The sequence below is a fragment of the Mixta gaviniae genome (genome assembly GCF_002953195.1).
In the GTDB taxonomy this organism is placed as follows: Bacteria; Pseudomonadota; Gammaproteobacteria; order Enterobacterales; family Enterobacteriaceae; genus Mixta; species Mixta gaviniae.
In genome coordinates this window covers 4497685-4521226 of sequence record NZ_CP026377.1, presented here as the reverse complement: position 1 = coordinate 4521226, position 23542 = coordinate 4497685, and the positions used below count along the sequence as shown (strand labels likewise).

At 57.6% G+C, this 23542-nt stretch carries 17 protein-coding genes, 1 tRNA gene, 3 rRNA genes and 2 pseudogenes; 17 read left to right on the top strand and 6 right to left on the bottom strand.

The annotated features are described in order from the left end of the window. Positions 1-16: 16 nt before the first annotated feature. Together qseC and qseB are read right to left on the bottom strand one after the other, a co-directional pair. Positions 17-1372: a quorum sensing histidine kinase QseC gene (qseC, locus tag C2E15_RS21160; protein ID WP_104959020.1), complete on the bottom strand. Its 1356-nt coding sequence runs from the start codon at positions 1370-1372 to the stop codon at positions 17-19. Further along, positions 1369-2031: a quorum sensing response regulator transcription factor QseB gene (gene qseB / locus C2E15_RS21155; RefSeq protein ID WP_104959019.1), complete on the bottom strand. Its 663-nt coding sequence runs from the start codon at positions 2029-2031 to the stop codon at positions 1369-1371. The genes qseC and qseB overlap by 4 nt, the downstream gene beginning before the upstream one ends. Positions 2032-2221: 190 nt before the next feature. On the opposite strand from qseB, the gene C2E15_RS21150 reads away from it, so the two are divergent. Beyond that, positions 2222-2614, top strand: a complete 393-nt coding sequence (locus C2E15_RS21150; protein ID WP_104959018.1) for a YgiW/YdeI family stress tolerance OB fold protein — start codon at positions 2222-2224, stop codon at positions 2612-2614. Here the strand turns inward: C2E15_RS21150 and C2E15_RS21145 are convergent. Next, entirely contained in the window at positions 2608-3507 is a 900-nt protein-coding gene (locus tag C2E15_RS21145) for a LysR family transcriptional regulator (protein WP_104959017.1), read from the bottom strand. The two genes, C2E15_RS21150 and C2E15_RS21145, sit on opposite strands and share 7 nt — an antisense overlap. 106 nt (positions 3508-3613) lie before the next feature. Here C2E15_RS21145 and budA point away from each other — a divergent pair, with 106 nt between their 5' ends. From budA to rbsR, 9 genes and pseudogenes are all read left to right on the top strand, one after another. Beyond that, positions 3614-4396, top strand: a complete 783-nt coding sequence (gene budA / locus C2E15_RS21140) for an acetolactate decarboxylase (protein ID WP_104959016.1) — start codon at positions 3614-3616, stop codon at positions 4394-4396. A 20-nt stretch (positions 4397-4416) separates the two neighbouring features. Continuing rightward, positions 4417-6093, top strand: a complete 1677-nt coding sequence (gene alsS, locus C2E15_RS21135) for an acetolactate synthase AlsS (protein ID WP_104959015.1) — start codon at positions 4417-4419, stop codon at positions 6091-6093. 30 nt (positions 6094-6123) lie between these two features. Then, entirely contained in the window at positions 6124-6897 is a 774-nt protein-coding gene (locus C2E15_RS21130; protein WP_104959014.1) for a (S)-acetoin forming diacetyl reductase, read from the top strand. A gap of 168 nt (positions 6898-7065) precedes the next feature. After that, positions 7066-7485, top strand: a complete 420-nt coding sequence (gene rbsD / locus C2E15_RS21125; protein ID WP_104959013.1) for a D-ribose pyranase — start codon at positions 7066-7068, stop codon at positions 7483-7485. Between the two features lie 7 nt (positions 7486-7492). Continuing rightward, positions 7493-9004: a ribose ABC transporter ATP-binding protein RbsA gene (rbsA, locus tag C2E15_RS21120; protein WP_104959012.1), complete on the top strand. Its 1512-nt coding sequence runs from the start codon at positions 7493-7495 to the stop codon at positions 9002-9004. Then, on the top strand, positions 9001-9972 hold the full coding sequence (gene rbsC, locus C2E15_RS21115; protein ID WP_104959011.1) for a ribose ABC transporter permease: 972 nt from the start codon (positions 9001-9003) through the stop codon (positions 9970-9972). The genes rbsA and rbsC overlap by 4 nt, the downstream gene beginning before the upstream one ends. 23 nt (positions 9973-9995) lie before the next feature. Further along, entirely contained in the window at positions 9996-10877 is an 882-nt protein-coding gene (rbsB, locus tag C2E15_RS21110) for a ribose ABC transporter substrate-binding protein RbsB (protein ID WP_425438021.1), read from the top strand. A gap of 60 nt (positions 10878-10937) precedes the next feature. After that, positions 10938-11867 (top strand): ribokinase, encoded by a 930-nt coding sequence (gene rbsK / locus C2E15_RS21105; RefSeq protein WP_104959010.1) that lies wholly within the window; start codon positions 10938-10940, stop codon positions 11865-11867. A gap of 5 nt (positions 11868-11872) precedes the next feature. Beyond that, positions 11873-12870, top strand: a pseudogene (gene rbsR / locus C2E15_RS21100) (ribose operon transcriptional repressor RbsR). Here the strand turns inward: rbsR and mdtD are convergent. After that, positions 12867-14270 carry a multidrug transporter subunit MdtD gene (mdtD, locus tag C2E15_RS21095; protein WP_104959009.1) on the bottom strand — a complete coding sequence of 468 codons (1404 nt, stop codon included), beginning with the start codon at positions 14268-14270 and terminating at the stop codon, positions 12867-12869. The pseudogene rbsR and the gene mdtD sit on opposite strands and share 4 nt — an antisense overlap. 524 nt (positions 14271-14794) lie before the next feature. Here mdtD and C2E15_RS21090 point away from each other — a divergent pair. The 4 genes from C2E15_RS21090 (at position 14795) to rrf (ending at position 19818) form a co-directional block, all read left to right on the top strand. Further along, positions 14795-16336 (top strand): 16S ribosomal RNA (locus C2E15_RS21090). A gap of 85 nt (positions 16337-16421) precedes the next feature. After that, positions 16422-16497: transfer RNA gene (locus C2E15_RS21085), tRNA-Glu, on the top strand. A 197-nt stretch (positions 16498-16694) separates the two neighbouring features. Next, a 23S ribosomal RNA gene (locus C2E15_RS21080) occupies positions 16695-19600 on the top strand. 102 nt (positions 19601-19702) lie between these two features. Continuing rightward, positions 19703-19818 (top strand): 5S ribosomal RNA (gene rrf / locus C2E15_RS21075). The 16S, 23S and 5S rRNA genes sit together here with 1 tRNA gene alongside, the layout of an rRNA operon. Positions 19819-20003: 185 nt before the next feature. On the opposite strand, the pseudogene mobB reads toward rrf, so the two are convergent. Further along, positions 20004-20512: pseudogene (gene mobB / locus C2E15_RS21070) on the bottom strand (molybdopterin-guanine dinucleotide biosynthesis protein MobB). Then, positions 20512-21120, bottom strand: a complete 609-nt coding sequence (gene mobA, locus C2E15_RS21065; RefSeq protein ID WP_104959008.1) for a molybdenum cofactor guanylyltransferase MobA — start codon at positions 21118-21120, stop codon at positions 20512-20514. Before mobA ends, mobB begins: the two are co-directional and overlap by 1 nt. Positions 21121-21172: 52 nt before the next feature. Here mobA and C2E15_RS21060 point away from each other — a divergent pair, with 52 nt between their 5' ends. From C2E15_RS21060 to dsbA, 3 genes are all read left to right on the top strand, one after another. Next, positions 21173-21442, top strand: a complete 270-nt coding sequence (locus tag C2E15_RS21060) for a YihD family protein (protein WP_104959007.1) — start codon at positions 21173-21175, stop codon at positions 21440-21442. A gap of 74 nt (positions 21443-21516) precedes the next feature. Then, positions 21517-22503 carry a serine/threonine protein kinase gene (locus C2E15_RS21055; RefSeq protein ID WP_104959006.1) on the top strand — a complete coding sequence of 329 codons (987 nt, stop codon included), beginning with the start codon at positions 21517-21519 and terminating at the stop codon, positions 22501-22503. 25 nt (positions 22504-22528) lie between these two features. Continuing rightward, positions 22529-23158: a thiol:disulfide interchange protein DsbA gene (gene dsbA / locus C2E15_RS21050; protein ID WP_104959005.1), complete on the top strand. Its 630-nt coding sequence runs from the start codon at positions 22529-22531 to the stop codon at positions 23156-23158. Positions 23159-23542: the final 384 nt, after the last annotated feature.

The window sequence follows — 23542 nt, the reverse complement described above, 5'->3', positions numbered from 1 at the left end:
CCGGGGCTGCTCTTTTTTATGGCAGGTCGAAGGTAACACTGAAACCGCCCTGCGGCCGGTTCGCCAGCCGCATACGCATGCCGTGCAGCGCAGCGATATGTTGCACGATGGAAAGGCCGAGCCCGCTGCCCGATTTTTCCTGTCCGGGCGGACGATAAAACCGCTCGCCGATGCGTTCCAGTGCCTCTGCATCGACACCCGGCCCATCATCGCAGATCTCCAGCTGACGCTGACGCAGGATCAGCGTTACGCTACCGCCGGCGCGGCCGTAGCGGATCGCGTTGTCCAGCAGATTGCGCAGCAGCAAAGAGAGCAGCAGCGGATGCCCCTGCCAACGCTGCGCCGTCGTCGTCTGTTTCTCCAGCCGCAGGGTAATGCCGGCCCGCTGTGCTGCGGCGTCCTGTTCGACAATCGCCTGTTGCAGCAGCGTCTCTGCGTCTACCGTTTCGCTCTCCGCCAGCGCCCGCTGCGCATCCAGCCGCGACAGCGTAAGCAGCTGATCCACCAGCCGGGTGGCGCGATCGATGCTGGCGTCCAGGTTGCTCAGCGCGTGCTGGCGCATGGCGGCGTCGTCATGCGCCAGCTGCACCACCTCGCTCTGTACTTTAAGCGCCGCGAGCGGGCTGCGCAGCTCATGCGCCGCGTCGGAGGTAAAGCGTCGCTCGCGCTGCAGCATGGCGTGAATACGGGCGAACAGATCGTTCAGCGCGTCCGCCATCGGACGCACTTCCGTCGGCAGCCGGCTCGCGTTCAGCGCCTCGTTGCTATCGGGAGAGCGCCGCTGCAGCTGGTGGGCGATCTGCCGGAGCGGCGCCAGCTCGCGCTGCAGCAGCCACAGCAGCAGCAGCGCCATCACCGGCAGCGCCGCCAGCCACGGCAGCAGCGTGCTGCGCACCACGTCGGCAGTCATCTCATCGCGGTATTCCCGCTCCTGCCCAACCGCCACCACGTAGCGTCCGTCGGGCGTGTTCAGCCAAAGCGTGCGCCAGAGATCGTCATCGTCGCGCAGTCGGCCATCGCGAAAGCCGCGCCAGTTAGGTTCGAACAGGAAATCTCTGCCGTTATCGCCATCATCCAGCACCCGCTTTCCGTCGCGGGTAAAAATGGCGAAGGCCAGCGCGTCATCCTCCTGTTCGCCGCGGTGATGGCGCAGCATTTTTTTGCTTTCCGGCAGCGCGGCCGCCGGCTGGCTCAGCGTGTCCGGCGTCAGGGCAGCCAGATGCCGGGCAAACAGCATCTGCTGCGTATCGAACAGCTGATTGATGTTATGGCGTGCCTGAAACCAGGCGCTGATGCTGGCGGCGCCCCAGCAGATCGCGGTAAGCAACAGGAAACCGATGGTCAGGCGGGCGCGCAGGCTGAGGCGGCTCATGCGCTTTCCCCCAGCGTATAGCCCACGCCATGCACCGTGCGAATAAAGCTATTGCCCAGTTTTTTGCGCAGATGATGGATATGGACTTCCACGGCGTTGCTGGAGACATCCTGCTCCCAGCTGTAGAGCTTCTCTTCCAGCTGCGCCCGCGTCAGTACGCGGCCCGGGTTCAGCATAAAAAGCTCCAGCAACGCCAGCTCGCGCGGCTTCAGCTCCACCGGCGCGCCGTTTAGCGTCGCCGCACGCGCCGCGGGATCGAACGACAGCGAACCGTGGCTCAGCGTCGGCTGCAGCTGGCCGTGACGGCGGCGGATCAGCGCCTGCAGGCGCGCGGCGACTTCGCTGAGGGCGAAAGGCTTGCACAGGTAATCATCCGCCCCCTGCTGCAGGCCTTCTACCCGCTGCGCCACCGCGTCGCGCGCGGTCAGGATCAGCACCGGAATATCTTCGCCCCGGTCGCGCCAGGCGCGCAGGATATCCAGCCCGTCCAGCTGCGGCAGGCTGAGATCAAGCACCACGGCGTCGTAAGTCGCCGCGCTCAGCGCCTGCATCCCCTGCTGGCCGTCCGTCAGCCAGTCGACGCTAAATCCCAGCTTGCCCAGTCCCGCCCGGATGCCGTCCCCAATTAAACGGTCGTCTTCAATTAACAGAATGCGCATCGCTTCCTTCCTGATGAGGTGACTGCCGCCGTTATACGAAACCTGCACGCCGCTTGTACAGGCCGCCGGGGCAAATAGTCATGGCCGCCGGCAAAGCGAGAAAAAAAACCACCGCCTTAAGATCCTGTTAAGAACCCTGTGCTGTACTTAGGGCGTCTACCAACGTCATTCACCAAAAGAGGGAAAGATGATGAAAAAGCATGCTGCAATGGTTGCGATGGTTGCTCTGTTCACGATGCCGGCATTGGCGGCGCAGAGCGGCGGCTTTGTTGATCCGAACGCGCCGCAGACCGAAGCGCAGAAAGGCGGCTTTAAAGGGCCGCAGAATGTGGTGACGGTAAAAGAAGCGAAAGAGATGAAAGATGACAGCTGGGCGACGGTGCGCGGCACAATCGAAAAACGCCTCAGCGATGACGACTATCTGTTCCGTGACGAAACGGGGACGCTCTCCGTCGAGATTGATGATAAAGACTGGCAAGGCCAGAGCGTCTCTCCCAAAGATAAAGTCGAGCTGCAGGGAGAGATCGATAAGGCCTTCAACGATGCGCAGCTGGAAGTGAAGCAGGTGCGCAAGATTCAGTGATCCTGTGCGCTCAGCTGCTGCGCCAGCGTCTCCAGCAGATGCTGGAGCGTCGGCGAGCGGTCCCAGCGTCGCCAGGCCAGCGCCACGTCGGTGGTCAGCGACGCTTCCGGACAGTGCAGAAAACGGGTGCCCGGCATCGTGACACAGCTCAGCGATTCCGGCACCAGCGCGAAGCCGAAGCCGGCGGCGACCATGCCGATGGCGGAAGAGATCTGCGGCGCCTGCGGCCCGGTCTGCGGTTGAAAGCCGGCGCGCACGCAGGCGCTGATTATCGATTCATACAGGCTGGGCGCCACTTCGCGTGGAAACATCACCATCGGCGTATCGCTCAGCTGCGTCAGCCGTATCTCTTGCTGCCCGCTCAGCGGATGCGAGGCGGGGAGTACGATGCGCATCGCTTCACTGGCAATCAGTTTCAGATGAAACGCTTTGCTGGTCTCGCAGGGGAGGCGCACAAAGGCGGCGTCCAGCAAACCTTCCTGTAAATCCTGCATCAGCGTCGACATGCTCGCCTCGCGGGGCAGCAGCGTTACCGACGGAAACTGCTGTTGAAAAGTGTGCAGCAGCCGAAAAATATCCTGATGAAAGGCGACCGAACTGGCGAAACCGAGCGAAAGTTTGCCGGTAACGCCGCGCGCGATCCCTTTCGCTTTCTCCAGCGCGTGGCCGGTCAGGTCGAGGATCTGGCAGGCGTCCTGATAAAACGCTTCGCCCGCCTCCGTCAACTCCACGCCGCGCGTTAAGCGCCTGAGCAGCGGCGTGCCGATCTCGCGTTCCAGACGCAATATCTGCTGGCTCAACGGCGGCTGGGAGATCCCCAGCATTTCAGCGGCGCGCGTAAAGTTGCGCGTTTGCGCGACGGCGACGAAATAACGCAGATACCGTAGTTCCATATCAAAAACGTCTCAAAGTGAAGGGGTTTCTATATTGGATTCTCGCACTGAATCGAGTCAACATTACAGTTAATGAATATTAACCTTTTCTGTAAGGGAGGGAATAATGTCGCATTCTGTAACCGATTGTTTATGCGAGAAACAACTCACTGATACGATTAGCGCCATGCGCAAAGAACAGCCAGAAAGCGTAATCTATCAGACCTCATTAATGAGCGCGCTGCTGAGCGGCGTCTACGAAGGGTCGCGCACCATCGCCGACCTGCTGAAAAAAGGCGACTTCGGCCTGGGCACCTTCAACCGTCTCGATGGCGAGCTGATCGCGTTTAACAGTCAGGTTTACCAGCTGCGCGCCGACGGCAGCGCCAACGCGGCCCGTCCGGACCAGCGTACACCCTTCGCGGTGATGACCTTTTTCCAGCCGCAATATGAACATCGCTTCGACGGCCCGGCCGATCGTGACGCGGTGCATGAGATTATCAATCAACACATTACGTCGGATAACCAGTTCTGCGCGCTGCGTATCGATGGCCGTTTTACCCAGGTCGCCACGCGTACCGTGCCCTGTCAGCACCGTCCCTATAAGCCGATGATGGAAGCGGTGGAACAGCAGCCGACGTTCCATTTCGACCAGCGTGACGGCGTGCTGATCGGCTTCCGCACGCCGCAATATATGCAGGGCATCAACGTCGCCGGCTATCACGAGCATTTCATTACCGATGACCGTCAGGGCGGTGGTCACGTACTGGATTATAGCCTGGAGTCGGGCGTGCTGACCTTCGGCGCCATCAGCAAGCTGGTGGTCGATCTGCCTGAGGACCCCGATTTTCTGCAGGCCAATCTCAACCCTGACGATCTCGACAGCGCCATTCGCGCGGTTGAAAGCTAATCCCCGCCACAGGAGAAACAATGAAAAGCGATATGCAAAAAGAATGGGCGCACGGCGCCGATTTAATTGTTGCCCAGCTGGAGGCGCAGGGCGTGAAGCAGGTGTTCGGCATTCCCGGTGCCAAAGTAGACAAAGTGTTCGATTCGCTGGTGGACTCCTCTATCCAGACCATCCCGGTTCGCCATGAAGCGAACGCGGCGTTTATGGCGGCAGCAGTAGGACGCCTGACCGGCAAAGCGGGCGTGGCGCTGGTCACTTCCGGCCCCGGCTGCTCTAACCTGATTACCGGTATGGCGACCGCCACTTCGGAAGGCGATCCGGTGGTGGCGTTAGGCGGCGCGGTGAAACGCGCGGACAGCGCCAAGCTGGTCCATCAGAGTATGGATACCGTCGGCATGTTCCGACCGATCACCAAATATGCGGTGGAAGTGGGCGCGCCCGATGCGCTGGGTGAAATCCTCGCCAATGCCTTCCGCTATGCGGAGCTGGGCCGTCCCGGCGGTGCCTTCGTCAGCCTGCCGCAGGATATTGTCGACGGACCGGTGCGCGGCAACGTGCTGGCCCCGGCGGGCGAGCTGCTGCTCGGTTCCGCGCCGGAAGGCGCCATCAATGCGGTCGCCGACAAAATTGCCAAAGCGAAAAACCCGATTATTCTGCTGGGCCTGATGGCCAGCCAGCCGCACAACGCTACCGCGCTGCATCGTCTGCTGGAACGCAGCCATATTCCGGTAACCAGCACCTATCAGGCGGCCGGCGCCGTTTCGCAGTCTCACTTTTCACGCTTTGCGGGCCGCGTAGGGCTGTTCAATAACCAGGCGGGCGACCGGCTGCTGCGTCAGGCGGATTTGATTATCACTATCGGCTACAGCCCGGTGGAATATGAGCCGGCGAAGTGGAACAGCGGTCACGCCGAGCTGGTGCATATTGATGTGCTGCCGGCGGAAACTGATAACTGCTATCAGCCGGACGCGGAGCTGATCGGCGATATCGCCTCAACGCTGGAGAAACTTGCCGCGCGGATTGAAGCGCCGCTGCACCTTAGCGCCGAGTCGGCGGATATCCTGAAGGATCGTCAGCAGCAGCGTGAACTGTTGGCGATGCGCGGTCATCAGCTGAACCAGTTTGCCCTGCATCCGTTGCGCATCGTACGCGCCATGCAGGACATCATTAATAAAGATGTCACCCTGACGGTGGATATGGGCAGCTTCCATATCTGGATCGCCCGCTATCTCTATAGTTTCCGCGCGCGTCAGATCATGATCTCCAACGGTCAGCAAACCATGGGCGTGGCGCTGCCGTGGGCGATCGGCGCCTGGCTGGTGGATCCGAGCCGCAAAGTGGTCTCGGTTTCGGGCGACGGCGGCTTTATGCAGTCGAGCATGGAGCTGGAAACGGCGGTGCGTCTGGGCGCCAACGTGCTGCACATTATCTGGGTCGATAACGCCTACAATATGGTGGCGATCCAGGAAGAGCAGAAATACCAGCGCGTTTCCGGCGTGAAGTTCGGCCCGATCGATTTCAAAGCCTATGCGGAAGCCTTCGGCGCCGCCGGCTTTGCGGTAGAAAGCGCCGATCAGCTGGAGCCGATCCTGCGCAAAGCGATGGACGTTCAGGGACCAGCGGTAGTCGCCGTGCCGGTCGATTATGCCGACAACCCGAAACTGATGGGGCAGCTGCACCTGAGCCAGATCCTGTAATTCCCTTTATCAACTCAGCAAGGAGCAGTTATGGAAAGCAAAGTGGCACTGGTGACCGGTTCCGGTCAGGGCATTGGTAAAGCTATCGCGCTGCGGCTGGCAAAAGATGGATTTGCCGTCGCGGTTGTCGATTACAACGTGGAAACGGCGCGTCAGGTCGCCGAAGAGATTAACGGTCAGGGCGGCAAAGCGGTCGCTCTGCAGGCGGATGTCTCTGACCGCGATCAGGTCTTTGCGGCGGTAGAGCAGACCCAGCAGCAGCTGGGCGGCTTTGACGTTATCGTCAATAACGCCGGCATCGCGCCGACCACGCTTATCGAAGACATTACGCCGGAAATCGTTGATAAGGTGTACAACATCAACGTTAAAGGGGTGATCTGGGGCATTCAGGCGGCGGTGAAAGCGTTTAAGGCGCAGGGCCGTGGCGGCAAGATCATCAACGCCTCCTCTCAGGCGGGCCACGTCGGTAACCCGGAGCTGGCGGTTTACAGCTCCAGCAAGTTCGCCGTGCGCGGCCTGACCCAGACCGCTGCACGCGATCTGGCGCCGCTGGGCATTACCGTTAACGCTTACTGCCCGGGTATCGTCAAAACCCCGATGTGGGATGAGATCGATCGTCAGGTTTCCGCCGCTGCGGGTCAGCCGCCGGGATACGGCACCGCTGAGTTCGCGAAGCGCATTACGCTGGGACGTCTCTCTGAGCCGGAAGATGTCGCCGCCTGCGTCGCGTTCCTTGCCGGCCCCGATTCCGACTATATGACCGGACAGGCGCTGTTAATCGACGGCGGCATGGTCTTTAGCTAATCGTCTCTCTGCGGGCCTGTCAGGCCCGCTTTTCTGCCTAAATCAAATTTCCCCGCCGGCCAGCGAAACGTTTCGATAGCGATCACAATTTCGTTACCTTCCTGTTGTCTTATTCACCGCTTTTTCTGACACTCCCGTCCAGCGAAACGTTTCGCTGAGGAGCGTAGAATGAAAAAAAGCCCCCTACTTAACGCCGAAATATCCGCCGTCGTCGCCCGTCTTGGCCATACCGATAGCCTGACGATTGGCGACGCCGGTCTGCCGATCCCGCCAGGGCCGCAGCGCATCGATTTAGCCGTGACGCACGGTATTCCTACCTTTTTACAGGTGGCGCAGGCGGTCACTCATGAGATGCAGGTGGAAAGCGCGGTTATTGCCGAAGAGATCCGCGAGCATAACGCCGGGCTGCACCGTGAACTGCTGGCGCTGCTGGCGTCACTACAGCAGCAGCAGGGCAACGCTATCCGCATTGAGTATGTCCCGCACGAACATTTCAAAACCTTAACGCAACGGAGCCAGGCGGTGGTGCGCAGCGGGGAATGCACCCCGTACGCCAATATTATCCTGACCGCCGGCGTGACCTTCTGAGGCTGCCATGCAACCGTTACTGCAACTGACAGGCATTGAAAAATCGTTCCCCGGCGTGAAGGCGCTTAACGGCGCTTCGCTCTCGGTTTATCCGGGCCGGGTGATGGCGCTGGTAGGAGAAAACGGCGCGGGCAAATCCACCATGATGAAAGTGCTGACCGGCATCTACAGCCGTGACGCCGGTTCGTTGCAGTGGCTGGGCCAGGAGACGCACTTCAGCGGGCCGAAAGCGTCGCAGGAGGCGGGGATTGGCATTATCCATCAGGAGCTGAACCTGATCCCGCAGCTTTCGATTGCCGAAAACATCTTTCTGGGGCGCGAGTTCGTCAGCCGCCTTGGCCGTATTGAGTGGAAAAAGATGCACGCCGAAGCGGACGCGCTGCTGAAAAGGCTGAACCTGCGCTTTAGCAGCCATCGGCTGGTCGGCGACCTCTCCATCGGCGATCAGCAGATGGTGGAAATTGCCAAGGTGCTGAGCTTCGAATCGAAAGTGATCGTGATGGACGAGCCGACCGATGCGCTGACCGATACCGAAACCGTCTCTCTGTTCCGCGTGATCAACGAACTGAAGGCCCAGGGCTGCGGCATCGTCTATATCTCCCATCGCATGAAAGAAATTTTTGAAATTTGTGATGACGTGACGGTATTCCGCGACGGGCAGTTTATTGCCGAACGCAGCGTCGATACGCTGACCGAAGCCTCGCTGATCGAGATGATGGTCGGCCGCAAGCTGGAAGATCAGTACCCGCGGCTGGACAAGGCGCCGGGCGAGGTGCGGTTGCAGGTGGAAAACCTTAGCGGGCCGGGCATTGATAGCGTCAGCTTTACGCTGCGCAAAGGCGAAATCCTCGGCGTGGCGGGCCTGATGGGCGCGGGCCGCACCGAGCTGATGAAGGTGCTGTATGGCGCGCTGCCGCGCAGCGCGGGCCGCGTCACCCTTAACGGCCGCGATATCATTATCCGCACGCCGCAGGACGGGCTGGCGAACGGCATCGTCTATATCTCCGAAGATCGCAAACGCGACGGCCTGGTGCTGGGGATGACGGTAAAAGAGAACATGTCGCTAACCGCGCTGCGCTATTTCAGCCGCGCGGGCGGCGGGTTGAAGCACGGCGCCGAACAGCTGGCGGTGAGCGATTTTATCCGGTTGTTTAACATCAAAACGCCCGGTATGGATCAGACAATCGGCCTGCTTTCCGGCGGTAATCAGCAGAAAGTCGCTATCGCGCGCGGCCTGATGACGCGGCCGAACGTCCTGATCCTCGATGAGCCGACGCGCGGCGTGGATGTCGGCGCAAAGAAAGAGATCTATCAGCTGATCAACCAATTTAAGGATGAGGGACTGAGCATCATTCTCGTCTCGTCCGAGATGCCTGAAGTGCTGGGCATGAGCGACCGCATCCTGGTGATGCATGAAGGCCGCCTGAGCGGCGAATTTTCCATTGAACAGGCCACGCAGGAAGTCCTGATGGCCGCCGCTGTAGGCAAGCAACGCACCGAGGAGTTAGCACATCTATGAGTACGCAAACCTTACCAGCCCGTCGTCGCTGGTTCAGCAAAGCCTGGCTGATGGAGCAGAAATCGCTGATTGCCCTGATTGTGCTGATTGCGGTGGTGGCCAGCCAGAGCCCGAACTTTTTTACCGTCAATAACCTGTTCAATATCCTGCAACAGACCTCGGTGAACGCCATTATGGCGGTCGGCATGACGCTGGTTATCCTCACCGCCGGTATCGACCTGTCGGTGGGATCGCTGTTGGCGCTGACCGGCGCGGTAGCGGCCTCGATCGTCGGCCTGGAGGTGAATGCGCTGCTGGCCGTGGCCGCCGCGCTGGGGTTAGGCGCATTTATCGGCGCCATTACCGGCACTATTGTCGCGAAAGGCAAGGTGCAGGCGTTTATCGCCACGCTGGTAATGATGCTGCTGCTGCGCGGTGTCACCATGGTCTATACCGATGGCAGTCCGGTGAATACCGGCTTTAACGACAACGCCGATCTCTTTGGCTGGTTCGGCATCGGCCGTCCGCTGGGCATTCCGACGCCGGTATGGCTGATGGCGGTGGTGTTCCTCGCGGCCTGGTACATGCTGCATCACACCCGCCTCGGCCGCTATATCTATGCGTTGGGCGGCAACGAGGCGGCGACCCGCCTGTCGGGCATTAACGTCAGCCGGGTAAAGATCATCGTCTATGCGCTGAGCGGCATGCTGGCAGCGCTGGCGGGTACCATTGAAGTGGCGCGCCTTTCATCGGCGCAGCCGACCGCCGGTACCGGCTATGAGCTGGACGCCATTGCGGCGGTGGTGCTGGGCGGCACCAGCCTGGCGGGCGGCAAGGGCCGCATCATGGGCACGCTGATCGGCGCGCTGATCCTGGGCTTTCTGAACAACGGGCTGAACCTGTTGGGCGTCTCTTCCTACTATCAGATGATCGTCAAAGCGGTGGTGATTTTGCTGGCGGTCCTGGTGGATAACAAAAGCAGTAAATAGCGCTTACCTCAAAGGATATAAAGATGAAGATGAACAAACTGACTGCACTGGCGGTACTGCTCGGCGCCACCCTCAGCGCCAACGCGCTGGCGAAAGAGACCATCGCGCTGGTGGTCTCTACCCTCAATAACCCGTTCTTCGTGTCGCTGAAAGAGGGCGCGCAGAAAGAGGCAGATAAGCTCGGCTATAACCTGGTGGTGCTGGATTCGCAGAACAACCCGGCGAAAGAGCTGGCGAACGTACAGGATCTGACCGTTCGCGGCACCAAACTGCTGCTGATCAACCCGACCGACTCTGATGCGGTCGGCAATGCGGTTAAAATGGCCAACCAGGCCAATATCTCGGTGATCACGCTGGACCGCGTAGCGTCGCAGGGCAAGGTGATCAGCCACGTGGCGTCAGATAACCGCTTCGGCGGCAAAATGGCGGGTGACTTTATCGCTAAAAAAGTGGGCGAAAGCGCAAAAATCATCGAATTACAAGGCATTGCCGGCACCTCTGCGGCGCGTGAGCGCGGCGAGGGCTTCAAACAGGCTGCCGATGCGCATAAATTCCAGATTCTGGCCAGCCAGCCTGCTGATTTCGATCGCACCAAGGGGCTGAACGTGATGCAGAACCTGCTGACCGCGCATCCGGATGTGCAGGCGGTGTTCGCGCAAAACGATGAAATGGCGTTAGGCGCGTTACGCGCATTGCAAACTGCCGGCAAATCTGATGTGGTTGTCGTGGGCTTCGACGGCACCGCTGATGGGGTTAAAGCCGTTGAAGGCGGCAAACTGGCCGCGACCGTGGCGCAGATGCCGGAAAAAATTGGCCAGGTAGGCGTACAAATCGCGGATAAAGCGTTAAAAGGCGAGAAAGTACAGGCTATCAATCCGGTTGATCTGAAGCTGGTCACCCAATAACAAAGAAAAGCAGGGCAACGCGCCACCGTCAGGTGGCGCACTTTTCTGGATGAACCCCGAATGACGCAATCCGCTAAACTCGCTGTACTTGGCAGCATCAATGCCGATCATATTTTAAATCTGACGCAGTTCCCGCGCCCCGGCGAAACGGTGATCGGGAAGCAGTATCAGGTCGCTTTCGGCGGCAAAGGAGCGAACCAGGCGGTCGCCGCCGGACGCAGCGGCGCGCAGATCGCCTTTATCGCCTGCGTCGGCGCGGATGATATCGGCGAACGCATTCGCCAGCAGCTGGCCGCCGACCGCATCGACGTCTCTCCCGTCTCCGTCATTGATGGCGCCACCACCGGCGTGGCGTTGATCTTCGTTAACGGCGAAGGCGAGAACACCATCGGCATTCACGCCGGCGCCAACGCGGCGCTGACGCCGGATGTGGTAACGCGGCATCAGCAGACCATTGCGGAGGCCTCTGCGCTGCTGATGCAGCTGGAATCGCCGCTGGAAAGCGTGCTGGCGGCGGCGAAAATCGCCCGTCAGCATCAGACTCGCGTCATCCTTAACCCGGCGCCCGCCGCGCCGCTCTCCGATGAGCTGCTGGCGCTGGTGGATATGATCACCCCCAATGAAACCGAAGCGGAAATGCTGACCGGCATCGCGGTAAAAAGCGATGAGGATGCGGCGCGGGCGGCGGCGGCGCTGCATGAAAAGGGCATTGCGCAGGTGCTAATCACCCTCGGCAGCCGCGGCGTCTGGCTGAGCGAAAACGGCAGCGGCCAACGTATTCCCGGCTTTCGCGTACAGGCGGTGGATACCATCGCGGCGGGCGACACCTTTAACGGCGCGTTGGTGACCGCACTGCTGGAGCAGCGGACGATGCCGGAGGCGGTGCGTTTCGCCCATGCGGCGGCGGCGATCGCTGTGACGCGCCCCGGCGCGCAGCCATCGGTGCCGTGGCGGGAAGAGACAGACCGCTTCTTACAGCAGCAGGGGTAAGCGGATTGGCCACTATGAAAGATGTCGCCCGCCTGGCGGGCGTCTCAACCTCGACCGTTTCGCACGTTATCAACAACAACCGTTTTGTCAGCGAAGCGATACGCGAGAAAATCGAAGCGGCGATCCGCGAACTTAACTACGCCCCTTCCGCGCTGGCGCGCAGCCTGAAGATCAATCAGACCCATACTATTGGCATGCTGCTTACCGCCAGCAGCAACCCTTTTACGCCGAAGTGGTGCGCGGCGTGGAAAACAGCTGCTATGAGCGCGGCTACAGCCTGGTACTGTGCAATACCGAAGGCGATGAGGATCGTATGAACCGTAGTCTGGAAACGCTACTGCAAAAGCGCGTGGATGGCCTGCTGATCATGTGTACCGAAAGCCACTTGCCCTCCGCCGATATTCTGACGCGTTATCCCGGTATTCCGTCGGTAATGATGGACTGGGCGCCGTTCGAGGGCGGCAGCGATATTATTCAGGATAACTCTTTACTGGGCGGCGAACTGGCTGGCGGCTATCTTATCGATCGCGGCTACCGGCGCATCGCCTGCATCGCCGGGCCGCTGGACAAAACGCCGGCGCGTCTGCGGCTGGAAGGGTTTAAAAAAGCGATGGCGGCGGCAGGGCTTGCGTTGCCGCCGGAATATATCGTCAACGGCAACTTTGAGTTTCAGGGCGGCTACAACGGTATGAACGCGCTGCTGGCGTGCAAAACGCGGCCGCAGGCGGTATTTACCAGTAATGACGCGATGGCCGTGGGCGCCTACCATGCGCTCTATCAGGCGGGACTGCGCATTCCGCAGGATATGGCGATCATGGGTTATGACGATATTGAGCTGGCGCGTTATATGACGCCGCCGCTGACCACCATTCATCAGCCGAAGGATGAGTTGGGCGAGCTGGCGATCGATACCCTAATCCATCGCCTGAAAGCGCCCGGCGCCAGCCAGCAAAGGCTGGTGCTGACGCCGGAGCTGATCGAACGACACTCCGTGGGGCGTTAAACCTTTTTACGCCGCTTTTCACGGTCGCTGATCAAATGACGGCCGTCGCCCGGCTTCAGCAGCATAAAGACCAGCGCTGACAGGACGGTCACTATGCCCATCGTCAGGAAGGTGGCGTGGAACTGCTCTACCGTCGTGCCGCCGAAGTTTTCATAAAAGCGCAGCACGGCGGCGCTGACCGCCACGCCAAAGCTAATCGATAGCTGCTGCGTTACTGCCAGCATACTGTTGCCGCCGCTGGCGTTCTCATCGGTCAGGTCTGCCAGCGTGATGGTGTTCATCGCGGTAAACTGCGTTGACATCGCCATGCCCAGCAAGAACAGCGGCAGCAGCAGAACGGCGATAGGCATGCCCGGCGACTGCATAGAGAAGCTGGCGATGAACATGCCGATAATCACCGTAATCGCGACCAGCGTGGTGCGATAGCCCAGCCTGCGCAGCACGCTGGTGACAGTGGACTTCGCCAGCATCGAGCCAATCGCGGTCGGCGCCATCATGCAGCCGGCGATAATCGCCGAATAACCAAACCCGACCTGCAGCATCAGCGGCATCAGAAAAGGCACGCAGCCGGTGCCAAGCCGTGAGGCGATATTCCCCAGAATGCCAATCGAGAAGGTGCGCGTTTTAAACATCGGCAGGCCGATCAGCGGCGAGGGGTGGCGGCGCGCATGCATAATATAAAGCAGCAGTAGCAGAACCCCGCCCAGCAGCACTGCGGCGGCAAGCGCGCTGGAGACGATTCGTTCTCCGAACAGCTCAATGCCGCTGGAGAGCAGCACCAGGCCAAACCCGAAAAGGATGAAGCCCAATACATCGAAGCGGCGACGCGGGGTGGTGAAGTCCGGCATATATTTGCGCGCATAGACAATGCCGAGAATGCCGATGGGAATGTTGATCAGGAATATCCAGTGCCACGTGGCGTAGGTGACCAGCACGCCGCCCAGCATCGGACCCACCACCGGCCCTACCAGCCCCGGCAACGTTACGAAGTTTAATACCGGCAGCAGTTCGCTGCGCGGGTAGGCGCGCAATAACGCCAGACGCGCGACCGGCATCATCATCGCGCCGCCAATACCCTGCACAATACGTGAGATCACCAGCACCGTTAGCGAGCCGGAGAGCGCGCAAGCTAATGAGCCTAAGGTAAAGAGGGAAACGGCGATGATAAAGATTTTGCGCGTACCGTAGCGGTCGGCCAGCCAGCCGCTGACCGGAATCAGCATCGCCACCGTCAGGGTATAACTGATAACCGCAGACTGCATTGCCAGCGGAGAGCGCTGCAGGCTATCGGCGATAGCGGGAAGGGCGGTGTTCAATATCGTCGCGTCGAGCGACTGCATAAAAAAAGCCATCGCAGCAATCCAGGGCAGACCGGCCATACTGCGCGCAGATTTGATCATTAAGCATCCTTCTTCTTTATTGTTACCGCAGCCATAAGAAAATTGGCAGAGAAATAGAGGATAGCATTAGCTAAAGCGGGCCACTTTGCTAAAAGCGGGCGGAAAAACGTCCCGGACAGGCGAATAAAGCCGCAGAAAAGCGGGTTTTCAGAGGGTGTTGACTAAAAAAGAAACGCTCAGACATTTTTTTGCAATTAGCACTTGTCAGCCCGCAAGAACTCCCTATAATGCGCCTCCACTGACACGGAACAACGACTTCTTAGTCGGCCTGGTCAGGCGGTTCAGCAGTTCTGAATCGCCGGAGAAAAACTTCTGAAAAAGGGGTTGACTCTGAAAGAGGAAAGCGTAATATACGCCACCTCGCGACAACGGCACGAAGCGCCGGTCGCACCGCTCTTTAACAATTTATCAGACAATCTGTGTGGGCACTCACAGGACGGATATCGCAAAAATAATTGCAGTATCAAGTCTCAAGAGTGAACACGTAATTCATTACGACGTTTTTCTTTGAGCATCAGACTTTTAAATTGAAGAGTTTGATCATGGCTCAGATTGAACGCTGGCGGCAGGCCTAACACATGCAAGTCGAACGGTAACAGGAAGCAGCTTGCTGCTTTGCTGACGAGTGGCGGACGGGTGAGTAATGTCTGGGGATCTGCCCGATGGAGGGGGATAACCACTGGAAACGGTGGCTAATACCGCATAACGTCGCAAGACCAAAGTGGGGGACCTTCGGGCCTCACACCATCGGATGAACCCAGATGGGATTAGCTAGTAGGTGGGGTAACGGCTCACCTAGGCGACGATCCCTAGCTGGTCTGAGAGGATGACCAGCCACACTGGAACTGAGACACGGTCCAGACTCCTACGGGAGGCAGCAGTGGGGAATATTGCACAATGGGCGCAAGCCTGATGCAGCCATGCCGCGTGTATGAAGAAGGCCTTCGGGTTGTAAAGTACTTTCAGCGGGGAGGAAGGGATGACGCTTAATACGCGTCGTCATTGACGTTACCCGCAGAAGAAGCACCGGCTAACTCCGTGCCAGCAGCCGCGGTAATACGGAGGGTGCAAGCGTTAATCGGAATTACTGGGCGTAAAGCGCACGCAGGCGGTCTGTTAAGTCAGATGTGAAATCCCCGGGCTTAACCTGGGAACTGCATTTGAAACTGGCAGGCTTGAGTCTCGTAGAGGGGGGTAGAATTCCAGGTGTAGCGGTGAAATGCGTAGAGATCTGGAGGAATACCGGTGGCGAAGGCGGCCCCCTGGACGAAGACTGACGCTCAGGTGCGAAAGCGTGGGGAGCAAACAGGATTAGATACCCTGGTAGTCCACGCCGTAAACGATGTCGACTTGGAGGCTGTTCCCTTGAGGAGTGGCTTCCGGAGCTAACGCGTTAAGTCGACCGCCTGGGGAGTACGGCCGCAAGGTTAAAACTCAAATGAATTGACGGGGGCCCGCACAAGCGGTGGAGCATGTGGTTTAATTCGATGCAACGCGAAGAACCTTACCTGGTCTTGACATCCACGGAATTCGGCAGAGATGCCTTAGTGCCTTCGGGAACCGTGAGACAGGTGCTGCATGGCTGTCGTCAGCTCGTGTTGTGAAATGTTGGGTTAAGTCCCGCAACGAGCGCAACCCTTATCCTTTGTTGCCAGCGGCTCGGCCGGGAACTCAAAGGAGACTGCCGGTGATAAACCGGAGGAAGGTGGGGATGACGTCAAGTCATCATGGCCCTTACGACCAGGGCTACACACGTGCTACAATGGCGCATACAAAGAGAAGCGACCTCGCGAGAGCAAGCGGACCTCATAAAGTGCGTCGTAGTCCGGATTGGAGTCTGCAACTCGACTCCATGAAGTCGGAATCGCTAGTAATCGTGGATCAGAATGCCACGGTGAATACGTTCCCGGGCCTTGTACACACCGCCCGTCACACCATGGGAGTGGGTTGCAAAAGAAGTAGGTAGCTTAACCTTCGGGAGGGCGCTTACCACTTTGTGATTCATGACTGGGGTGAAGTCGTAACAAGGTAACCGTAGGGGAACCTGCGGTTGGATCACCTCCTTACCATGCTGATACCTTCCCGTGTAGTGTCCACACAGATTGTCTGATAGAAAGTATGAGCAAGGCGTCTTGCGAAGCAGACTTCAGTGTCCCCTTCGTCTAGAGGCCCAGGACACCGCCCTTTCACGGCGGTAACAGGGGTTCGAATCCCCTAGGGGACGCCACTTGCTGGTAGTGTGAGTGAAAGTCGCGTACCCAACATATCCTAAAACTGACTCACGAGTCAGCTTTACGATATTGCTCTTTAACAATCCGGAACAAGCTGAAAATTTGAAAGAGCAGCTTCTTTGCATAAAGAACTGTTCAGAGTCTCTCAATTTTTCACACCGACACGGTGTCGCAAGACGCCTGTGGGTTGTGAGGTTAAGCGACCAAGCGTACACGGTGGATGCCCTGGCAGTCAGAGGCGATGAAGGACGTGCTAATCTGCGAAAAGCGCCGGTGAGGTGATATGAACCGCTATCAGCCGGCGATGTCCGAATGGGGAAACCCAGTGTGACTCGTCACACTATCGTTAAGTGAATACATAGCTTAACGAAGCGAACCGGGGAACTGAAACATCTAAGTACCCCGAGGAAAAGAAATCAACCGAGATTCCCTGAGTAGCGGCGAGCGAACGGGGAACAGCCCAGAGCCTGAATCAGCATGTGTGTCAGTGGAAGCGTCTGGAATGGCGCACGGTACAGGGTGACAGTCCCGTACACGAAGATGCATGTGTTGTGAGCTCGATGAGTAGGGCGGGACACGTGGTATCCTGTCTGAATATGGGGGGACCATCCTCCAAGGCTAAATACTCCTGACTGACCGATAGTGAACCAGTACCGTGAGGGAAAGGCGAAAAGAACCCCGGCGAGGGGAGTGAAACAGAACCTGAAACCGTGTACGTACAAGCAGTGGGAGCCTTCTTTATGGGGGTGACTGCGTACCTTTTGTATAATGGGTCAGCGACTTATATTCTGTAGCAAGGTTAACCGTATAGGGGAGCCGTAGGGAAACCGAGTCTTAACCGGGCGCTAAGTTGCAGGGTATAGACCCGAAACCCGGTGATCTAGCCATGGGCAGGTTGAAGGTTGGGTAACACTAACTGGAGGACCGAACCGACTAATGTTGAAAAATTAGCGGATGACCTGTGGCTGGGGGTGAAAGGCCAATCAAACCGGGAGATAGCTGGTTCTCCCCGAAAGCTATTTAGGTAGCGCCTCGTGAATTCATCTCCGGGGGTAGAGCACTGTTTCGGCTAGGGGGCCATCCCGGCTTACCAACCCGATGCAAACTGCGAATACCGGAGAATGTTATCACGGGAGACACACGGCGGGTGCTAACGTCCGTCGTGAAGAGGGAAACAACCCAGACCGCCAGCTAAGGTCCCAAAGTCATGGTTAAGTGGGAAACGATGTGGGAAGGCCCAGACAGCCAGGATGTTGGCTTAGAAGCAGCCATCATTTAAAGAAAGCGTAATAGCTCACTGGTCGAGTCGGCCTGCGCGGAAGATGTAACGGGGCTAAACCATGCACCGAAGCTGCGGCAGCGACACTATGTGTTGTTGGGTAGGGGAGCGTTCTGTAAGCCTGCGAAGGTGTGCTGTGAGGCATGCTGGAGGTATCAGAAGTGCGAATGCTGACATAAGTAACGATAAAGCGGGTGAAAAGCCCGCTCGCCGGAAGACCAAGGGTTCCTGTCCAACGTTAATCGGGGCAGGGTGAGTCGACCCCTAAGGCGAGGCCGAAAGGCGTAGTCGATGGGAAACGGGTTAATATTCCCGTACTCGGTGTTACTGCGAAGGGGGGACGGAGAAGGCTATGTTGGCCGGGCGACGGTTGTCCCGGTTTAAGCGTGTAGGCTGACTTTCCAGGCAAATCCGGAAAGTTAAGGCTGAGGCGTGACGACGAGGCACTACGGTGCTGAAGCAACAAATGCCCTGCTTCCAGGAAAAGCCTCTAAGCATCAGGTAACAACGAATCGTACCCCAAACCGACACAGGTGGTCAGGTAGAGAATACCAAGGCGCTTGAGAGAACTCGGGTGAAGGAACTAGGCAAAATGGTGCCGTAACTTCGGGAGAAGGCACGCTGGCACGTAGGTGGAGGGACTTGCTCCCCGAGCCGAAGCCAGTCGAAGATACCAGCTGGCTGCAACTGTTTATTAAAAACACAGCACTGTGCAAACACGAAAGTGGACGTATACGGTGTGACGCCTGCCCGGTGCCGGAAGGTTAATTGATGGGGTTATCCGTAAGGAGAAGCTCTTGATCGAAGCCCCGGTAAACGGCGGCCGTAACTATAACGGTCCTAAGGTAGCGAAATTCCTTGTCGGGTAAGTTCCGACCTGCACGAATGGCGTAATGATGGCCAGGCTGTCTCCACCCGAGACTCAGTGAAATTGAACTCGCTGTGAAGATGCAGTGTACCCGCGGCAAGACGGAAAGACCCCGTGAACCTTTACTACAGCTTGACACTGAACATTGAGCCTTGATGTGCAGGATAGGTGGGAGGCTTTGAAGCGTGGACGCCAGTCTGCGTGGAGCCATCCTTGAAATACCACCCTTTAATGTTTGATGTTCTAACCTGGCGCCGTGATCCGGCGTGGGGACAGTGTCTGGTGGGTAGTTTGACTGGGGCGGTCTCCTCCCAAAGTGTAACGGAGGAGTACGAAGGTCAGCTAATCACGGTCGGACATCGTGAGGTTAGTGCAATGGCATAAGCTGGCTTGACTGCGAGAGTGACGGTTCGAGCAGGTGCGAAAGCAGGTCATAGTGATCCGGTGGTTCTGAATGGAAGGGCCATCGCTCAACGGATAAAAGGTACTCCGGGGATAACAGGCTGATACCGCCCAAGAGTTCATATCGACGGCGGTGTTTGGCACCTCGATGTCGGCTCATCACATCCTGGGGCTGAAGTAGGTCCCAAGGGTATGGCTGTTCGCCATTTAAAGTGGTACGCGAGCTGGGTTTAGAACGTCGTGAGACAGTTCGGTCCCTATCTGCCGTGGGCGCTGGAAGACTGAGAGGGGTTGCTCCTAGTACGAGAGGACCGGAGTGAACGCACCGCTGGTGTTCGGGTTGTCATGCCAATGGCACTGCCCGGTAGCTAAGTGCGGAAGAGATAAGTGCTGAAAGCATCTAAGCACGAAACTTGCCTCGAGATGAGTCTTCCCTGGGGCCCTGAGCCCCCTGAAGGGACGTTGAAGACGACGACGTTGATAGGCCGGGTGTGTAAGCGCAGCGATGCGTTGAGCTAACCGGTACTAATGACCCGTGAGGCTTAACCTTACAACGCCACAGGCGTTTTAGGAAAAAGAGAGACGCGATTTTCAGCCTTGTTCACCGGATTAGCGCGTGTGGCCCCCGGGGCGGCATGCGAAACAGAATTTGCCTGGCGGCGAGAGCGCGGTGGTCCCACCTGACCCCATGCCGAACTCAGAAGTGAAACGCCGCAGCGCCGATGGTAGTGTGGGGCCTCCCCATGCGAGAGTAGGGAACTGCCAGGCATCAAATCAACGACGGAGCCTCAGCGAAAGCTGAGGCTTTTTCGTATCTGCATGTTGAGAAAAACCCCTTTGCCGGAAACCGCCTGACCAACAGTCCGCCTGACTGGTGTGAAAACCACCCAGGAGCGGCACTTTTCACACCATTTCACCGCATTAACCCTGTTCTATTGGTTCTGGCGAGTGGACTAGATCGTCGCAGATCTCAGCCACGCCTGAATAAAAGCGGCAATTTGCGGCGCATCATTCAGATCCAGCAGCGGAACGGGGCCTTAAGCGCACGATCGCTGGCGATTGCGATCACTCTCTCATCCATGAGCGTCTCCCATTCGGCATCATCCCGATCGCGCCATAACACAATGCGCGGTATCGGTTCATCCTTAAAACCCTCCACAAGAATCATATCCAGCGTACTGGCATCCATCCGGCTGACGAGAAAGGCGAAATCTGTCCTATCGTTGTCAGGTGTTTCCGTCATCAGCGCCCAGCGCTGCTGGCTGGCGACCAGCACCTGATTGGCTCCTGCTTTACGCAGCTCATAGCTATCCTTGCCTGGCTTATCAATATCCATATTGTGGTGCGTATGCTTTATCAGGCCGGGGCGGATCCCTCGCTGTTTCAACAGCGGGATAAGCTGCTTAAGCAGCGTAGTTTTGCCGGTTCCGCTCCAGGCGGCAATTCCCAGTATCGGCAACATCAACGCTTCTCCTCATAATGCCGTAGCTCATCAGGTGTGTTGATATTCACGAAGGCGCGCTCGTCATCGTTAAACGCTACCGCCTCTCCACCGGCGCTTTGCAGGAAATGCATCACTCTGCGTTCGCCGCTCTCCAGGTAGCGGACGAGCGCGGGCAAAATACTGCGGCTAACCAGCGCCAGCGCGGGATGATCGCGTTGGCAGGAACGTACCCATACGGCCGGTGCCTGCTTTTTGTTCTGCCAGAGACGTGAAACATAGTCGGCGGGAATAAAAGGCGTATCGCAGGCGGAGAAGGCGATCCAGGGGCTTTCAATCTGCTGCAGGGCGCTGAGCATGCCAGCCAGCGGGCCGGGGAAATCGGGCAGGGTATCGGTAATCACGCGCAGCTGCGCCTGCTGATAACGATCCAGATGGCGGTTCGCGCTAATGCTGACATCATCCACCTGCGGCGCCAGCCGCTGCCAGACATGCTGCCACAGCGGCTGACCGTGCAGCATCAACTGCGCCTTATCCTCTCCGCCCATACGGCTACTGCGCCCGCCGGCCAGAATCACGCCGGATATCTTTTCCCGCCGATCGTTCACCTTTAAGACCTCTCTTTTCATGTGGGAATAACCCTGCTAACGTAGCATTCAGTCAATCATCGCGGACAACATTATGAAATACCATCGACTGAATGAACTGCTGGAGCTGCTGCAGCCCGCCTGGCAAACCGAGCCGGATCTCAACCTGCTGCAATTCTTGCAAAAACTGGCGGAAGAGTCAGGTTTTGACGGCCCGCTGCACACCTTAACCGACGATATCCTGATCTATCACCTGAAAATGCGCGGCGCCGATAAAACGGACGCTATCCCCGGCCTTAAAAAAGATTATGAGGATGATTTTAAAACTGCGCTGCTACGCGCACGCGGCATAATTAAAGATTAATCACGCCAGCCTTCTGTCGTGCTGACCGATCGGTGTTATTCTTACCCGCTTCTGACACTGAGCAGAGATGCACGATGGAAAACACCGCCTTTCATTTTCAAACCCTTAACCCCGACACCATCATTGATGCGCTCTGGGATACCGGCCTGCGCGTCGATTCCGGCCTGACCGCGCTCAACAGTTACGAAAATCGCGTCTACCAGTTCTCGGATGAGGAAAGGCGTCGCTACGTGGTGAAATTCTATCGTCCCCAGCGCTGGAGCCGGGAACAGATCGAAGAAGAACATCAGTTTGCGCTGGAGCTGCAGCAGGATGAGGTGCCACTGGCGCCGCCGCTGCGGCTGAACGGCAAAACACTGCATCAGCATGATGGTTTTTGGTTTGCGATATTTCCCAGCCTTGGCGGCCGCCAGTATGAAACCGATAACGAAGATCAGCTGGAAGGGGTGGGACGTTTCATCGCCCGCATCCACCAGTGCGGCGAACGGCAGCCTTTTGCCACTCGCCCTGTTATCGGCCTGGAAGAGTATATTGATGAGCCTGCGCAGGTGTTGCGCCAGTGCAGCCTGGTGCCGTCATCATTAAAAGCGCCGTTAAACGACGCTATCGCTCAGCTAAGCACAACTTTACAAGATTGCTGGCATACTCGCTGGACGCCGTTACGTCTGCACGGCGACTGTCATCCGGGCAATATACTGTGGCGCGATGGCCCGCTGTTTGTCGATCTTGACGACGCGCGCACCGGGCCGGCGGTTCAGGATCTCTGGATGCTGGTGAATGGCGACCGTCAGCAGCAGCGTATCCAGTGGGATATTCTGCTAGAGGCGTACAGCGAATTCAGGGACTTTGATATTCATGAATTGTCACTGATTGAACCTTTACGCGCTATGCGCATGGTTTATTATCTGGCGTGGATTGTTCGCCGCTGGCAAGATCCTGCGTTTCCGCGTAGCTTTCCGTGGATGACGGAAGAGGATTTCTGGCGCAGACAAATTGCCTCTTTCAAAGAGCAAAATAGCGTATTACAGCAGCCGCCGTTGCGGTTAATGCCTGAATACTGATGTTTGATTAAGGAGAAAGTCTTAAATGAAAAAATTATGGCTTGCGCTGGTTGGCCTTGTGCTGGCGTTTAGCGCCTCAGCGGCGCAGTTTACCGATGGTCAGCAGTATGTCACGCTGGATAAGCCGGTCGCGGGCGAGCCGCAGGTAATGGAGTTCTTCTCCTTTTTCTGCCCGCACTGCTACCAGTTTGAGCGGGTATATCACGTTGGCGACGCAGTAAAGAAAACGCTCCCGGAAGGGGTGAAAGTGACGAAATATCACGTTGATTTCCTTGGCGGCGATTTGGGTCCGATCGTCACGCATGCCTGGGCGGTTGCCCTGGCGCTGGGCGTGGAAGATCAGGTGACGGGTCCGATTTTTGACGGGATCCAGAAAACCCAGACCATCAACGATCCGGCCAGCCTGAAAGACGCCTTTGTTAAAGCGGCGAACATTAAGCCTGAAGATTATGATGCTGCATGGAACAGCTTCGCTGTTAAAGCGCTGGTCGCCCAGCAGCAAAAAGCGGCGGCGGATGTCGATCTGCGCGGCGTGCCGGCCATGTTTATCAACGGTAAATATATGGTGAATAACGGCGGTCTTGATACCAGCTCTATGGATAATTTCGTTCAGCAATATGCCAACGTGGTCAAATTCCTCGTCGACAAAAAGTAAAAACGGTCTAAAAAAGACGCCGGCGACCCCGGCGTTTTTTTATTCCTGCAGTATACTTTCCCGCAGCTTTGTTGAAAAAAGCATCACCAGCCAGGCGATCGCTTAAGGCTTTCCGCTAAGGGATCGCCGGGAAAAAGGATCGTCCATATTTATATCCACATTTGATCTGTTCCGCTATTTTCCCTATATGGATCTTTTTCTGGATCCAACCTTTTGATTTTATAAACTTTATTTCCGCTTTGCTTTGTATATTTACGTAAATAACAATACGTTAGTATTTTTGCGCACAAAGTTATCCACAGGAGATATGGACTGGCCCTGCGCAATTTCTTCACGCTGTCGCTAAACTTCCGTCCAGGTTATTTCATTTTTGTCCGTGTGATG

What these genes read in the sequence shown, in the direction of transcription:
- qseC (WP_104959020.1), bottom strand. Translation starts at nt 1,372, where the DNA reads ATGAGCCGCCTCAGCCTGCGCGCCCGCCTGACCATCGGTTTCCTGTTG.
- qseB (WP_104959019.1), bottom strand. Translation starts at nt 2,031, where the DNA reads ATGCGCATTCTGTTAATTGAAGACGACCGTTTAATTGGGGACGGCATC.
- C2E15_RS21150 (WP_104959018.1), top strand. Translation starts at nt 2,222, where the DNA reads ATGAAAAAGCATGCTGCAATGGTTGCGATGGTTGCTCTGTTCACGATG.
- C2E15_RS21145 (WP_104959017.1), bottom strand. Translation starts at nt 3,507, where the DNA reads ATGGAACTACGGTATCTGCGTTATTTCGTCGCCGTCGCGCAAACGCGC.
- budA (WP_104959016.1), top strand. Translation starts at nt 3,614, where the DNA reads ATGTCGCATTCTGTAACCGATTGTTTATGCGAGAAACAACTCACTGAT.
- alsS (WP_104959015.1), top strand. Translation starts at nt 4,417, where the DNA reads ATGAAAAGCGATATGCAAAAAGAATGGGCGCACGGCGCCGATTTAATT.
- C2E15_RS21130 (WP_104959014.1), top strand. Translation starts at nt 6,124, where the DNA reads ATGGAAAGCAAAGTGGCACTGGTGACCGGTTCCGGTCAGGGCATTGGT.
- rbsD (WP_104959013.1), top strand. Translation starts at nt 7,066, where the DNA reads ATGAAAAAAAGCCCCCTACTTAACGCCGAAATATCCGCCGTCGTCGCC.
- rbsA (WP_104959012.1), top strand. Translation starts at nt 7,493, where the DNA reads ATGCAACCGTTACTGCAACTGACAGGCATTGAAAAATCGTTCCCCGGC.
- rbsC (WP_104959011.1), top strand. Translation starts at nt 9,001, where the DNA reads ATGAGTACGCAAACCTTACCAGCCCGTCGTCGCTGGTTCAGCAAAGCC.
- rbsB (WP_425438021.1), top strand. Translation starts at nt 9,996, where the DNA reads ATGAAGATGAACAAACTGACTGCACTGGCGGTACTGCTCGGCGCCACC.
- rbsK (WP_104959010.1), top strand. Translation starts at nt 10,938, where the DNA reads ATGACGCAATCCGCTAAACTCGCTGTACTTGGCAGCATCAATGCCGAT.
- mdtD (WP_104959009.1), bottom strand. Translation starts at nt 14,270, where the DNA reads ATGATCAAATCTGCGCGCAGTATGGCCGGTCTGCCCTGGATTGCTGCG.
- mobA (WP_104959008.1), bottom strand. Translation starts at nt 21,120, where the DNA reads ATGAAAAGAGAGGTCTTAAAGGTGAACGATCGGCGGGAAAAGATATCC.
- C2E15_RS21060 (WP_104959007.1), top strand. Translation starts at nt 21,173, where the DNA reads ATGAAATACCATCGACTGAATGAACTGCTGGAGCTGCTGCAGCCCGCC.
- C2E15_RS21055 (WP_104959006.1), top strand. Translation starts at nt 21,517, where the DNA reads ATGGAAAACACCGCCTTTCATTTTCAAACCCTTAACCCCGACACCATC.
- dsbA (WP_104959005.1), top strand. Translation starts at nt 22,529, where the DNA reads ATGAAAAAATTATGGCTTGCGCTGGTTGGCCTTGTGCTGGCGTTTAGC.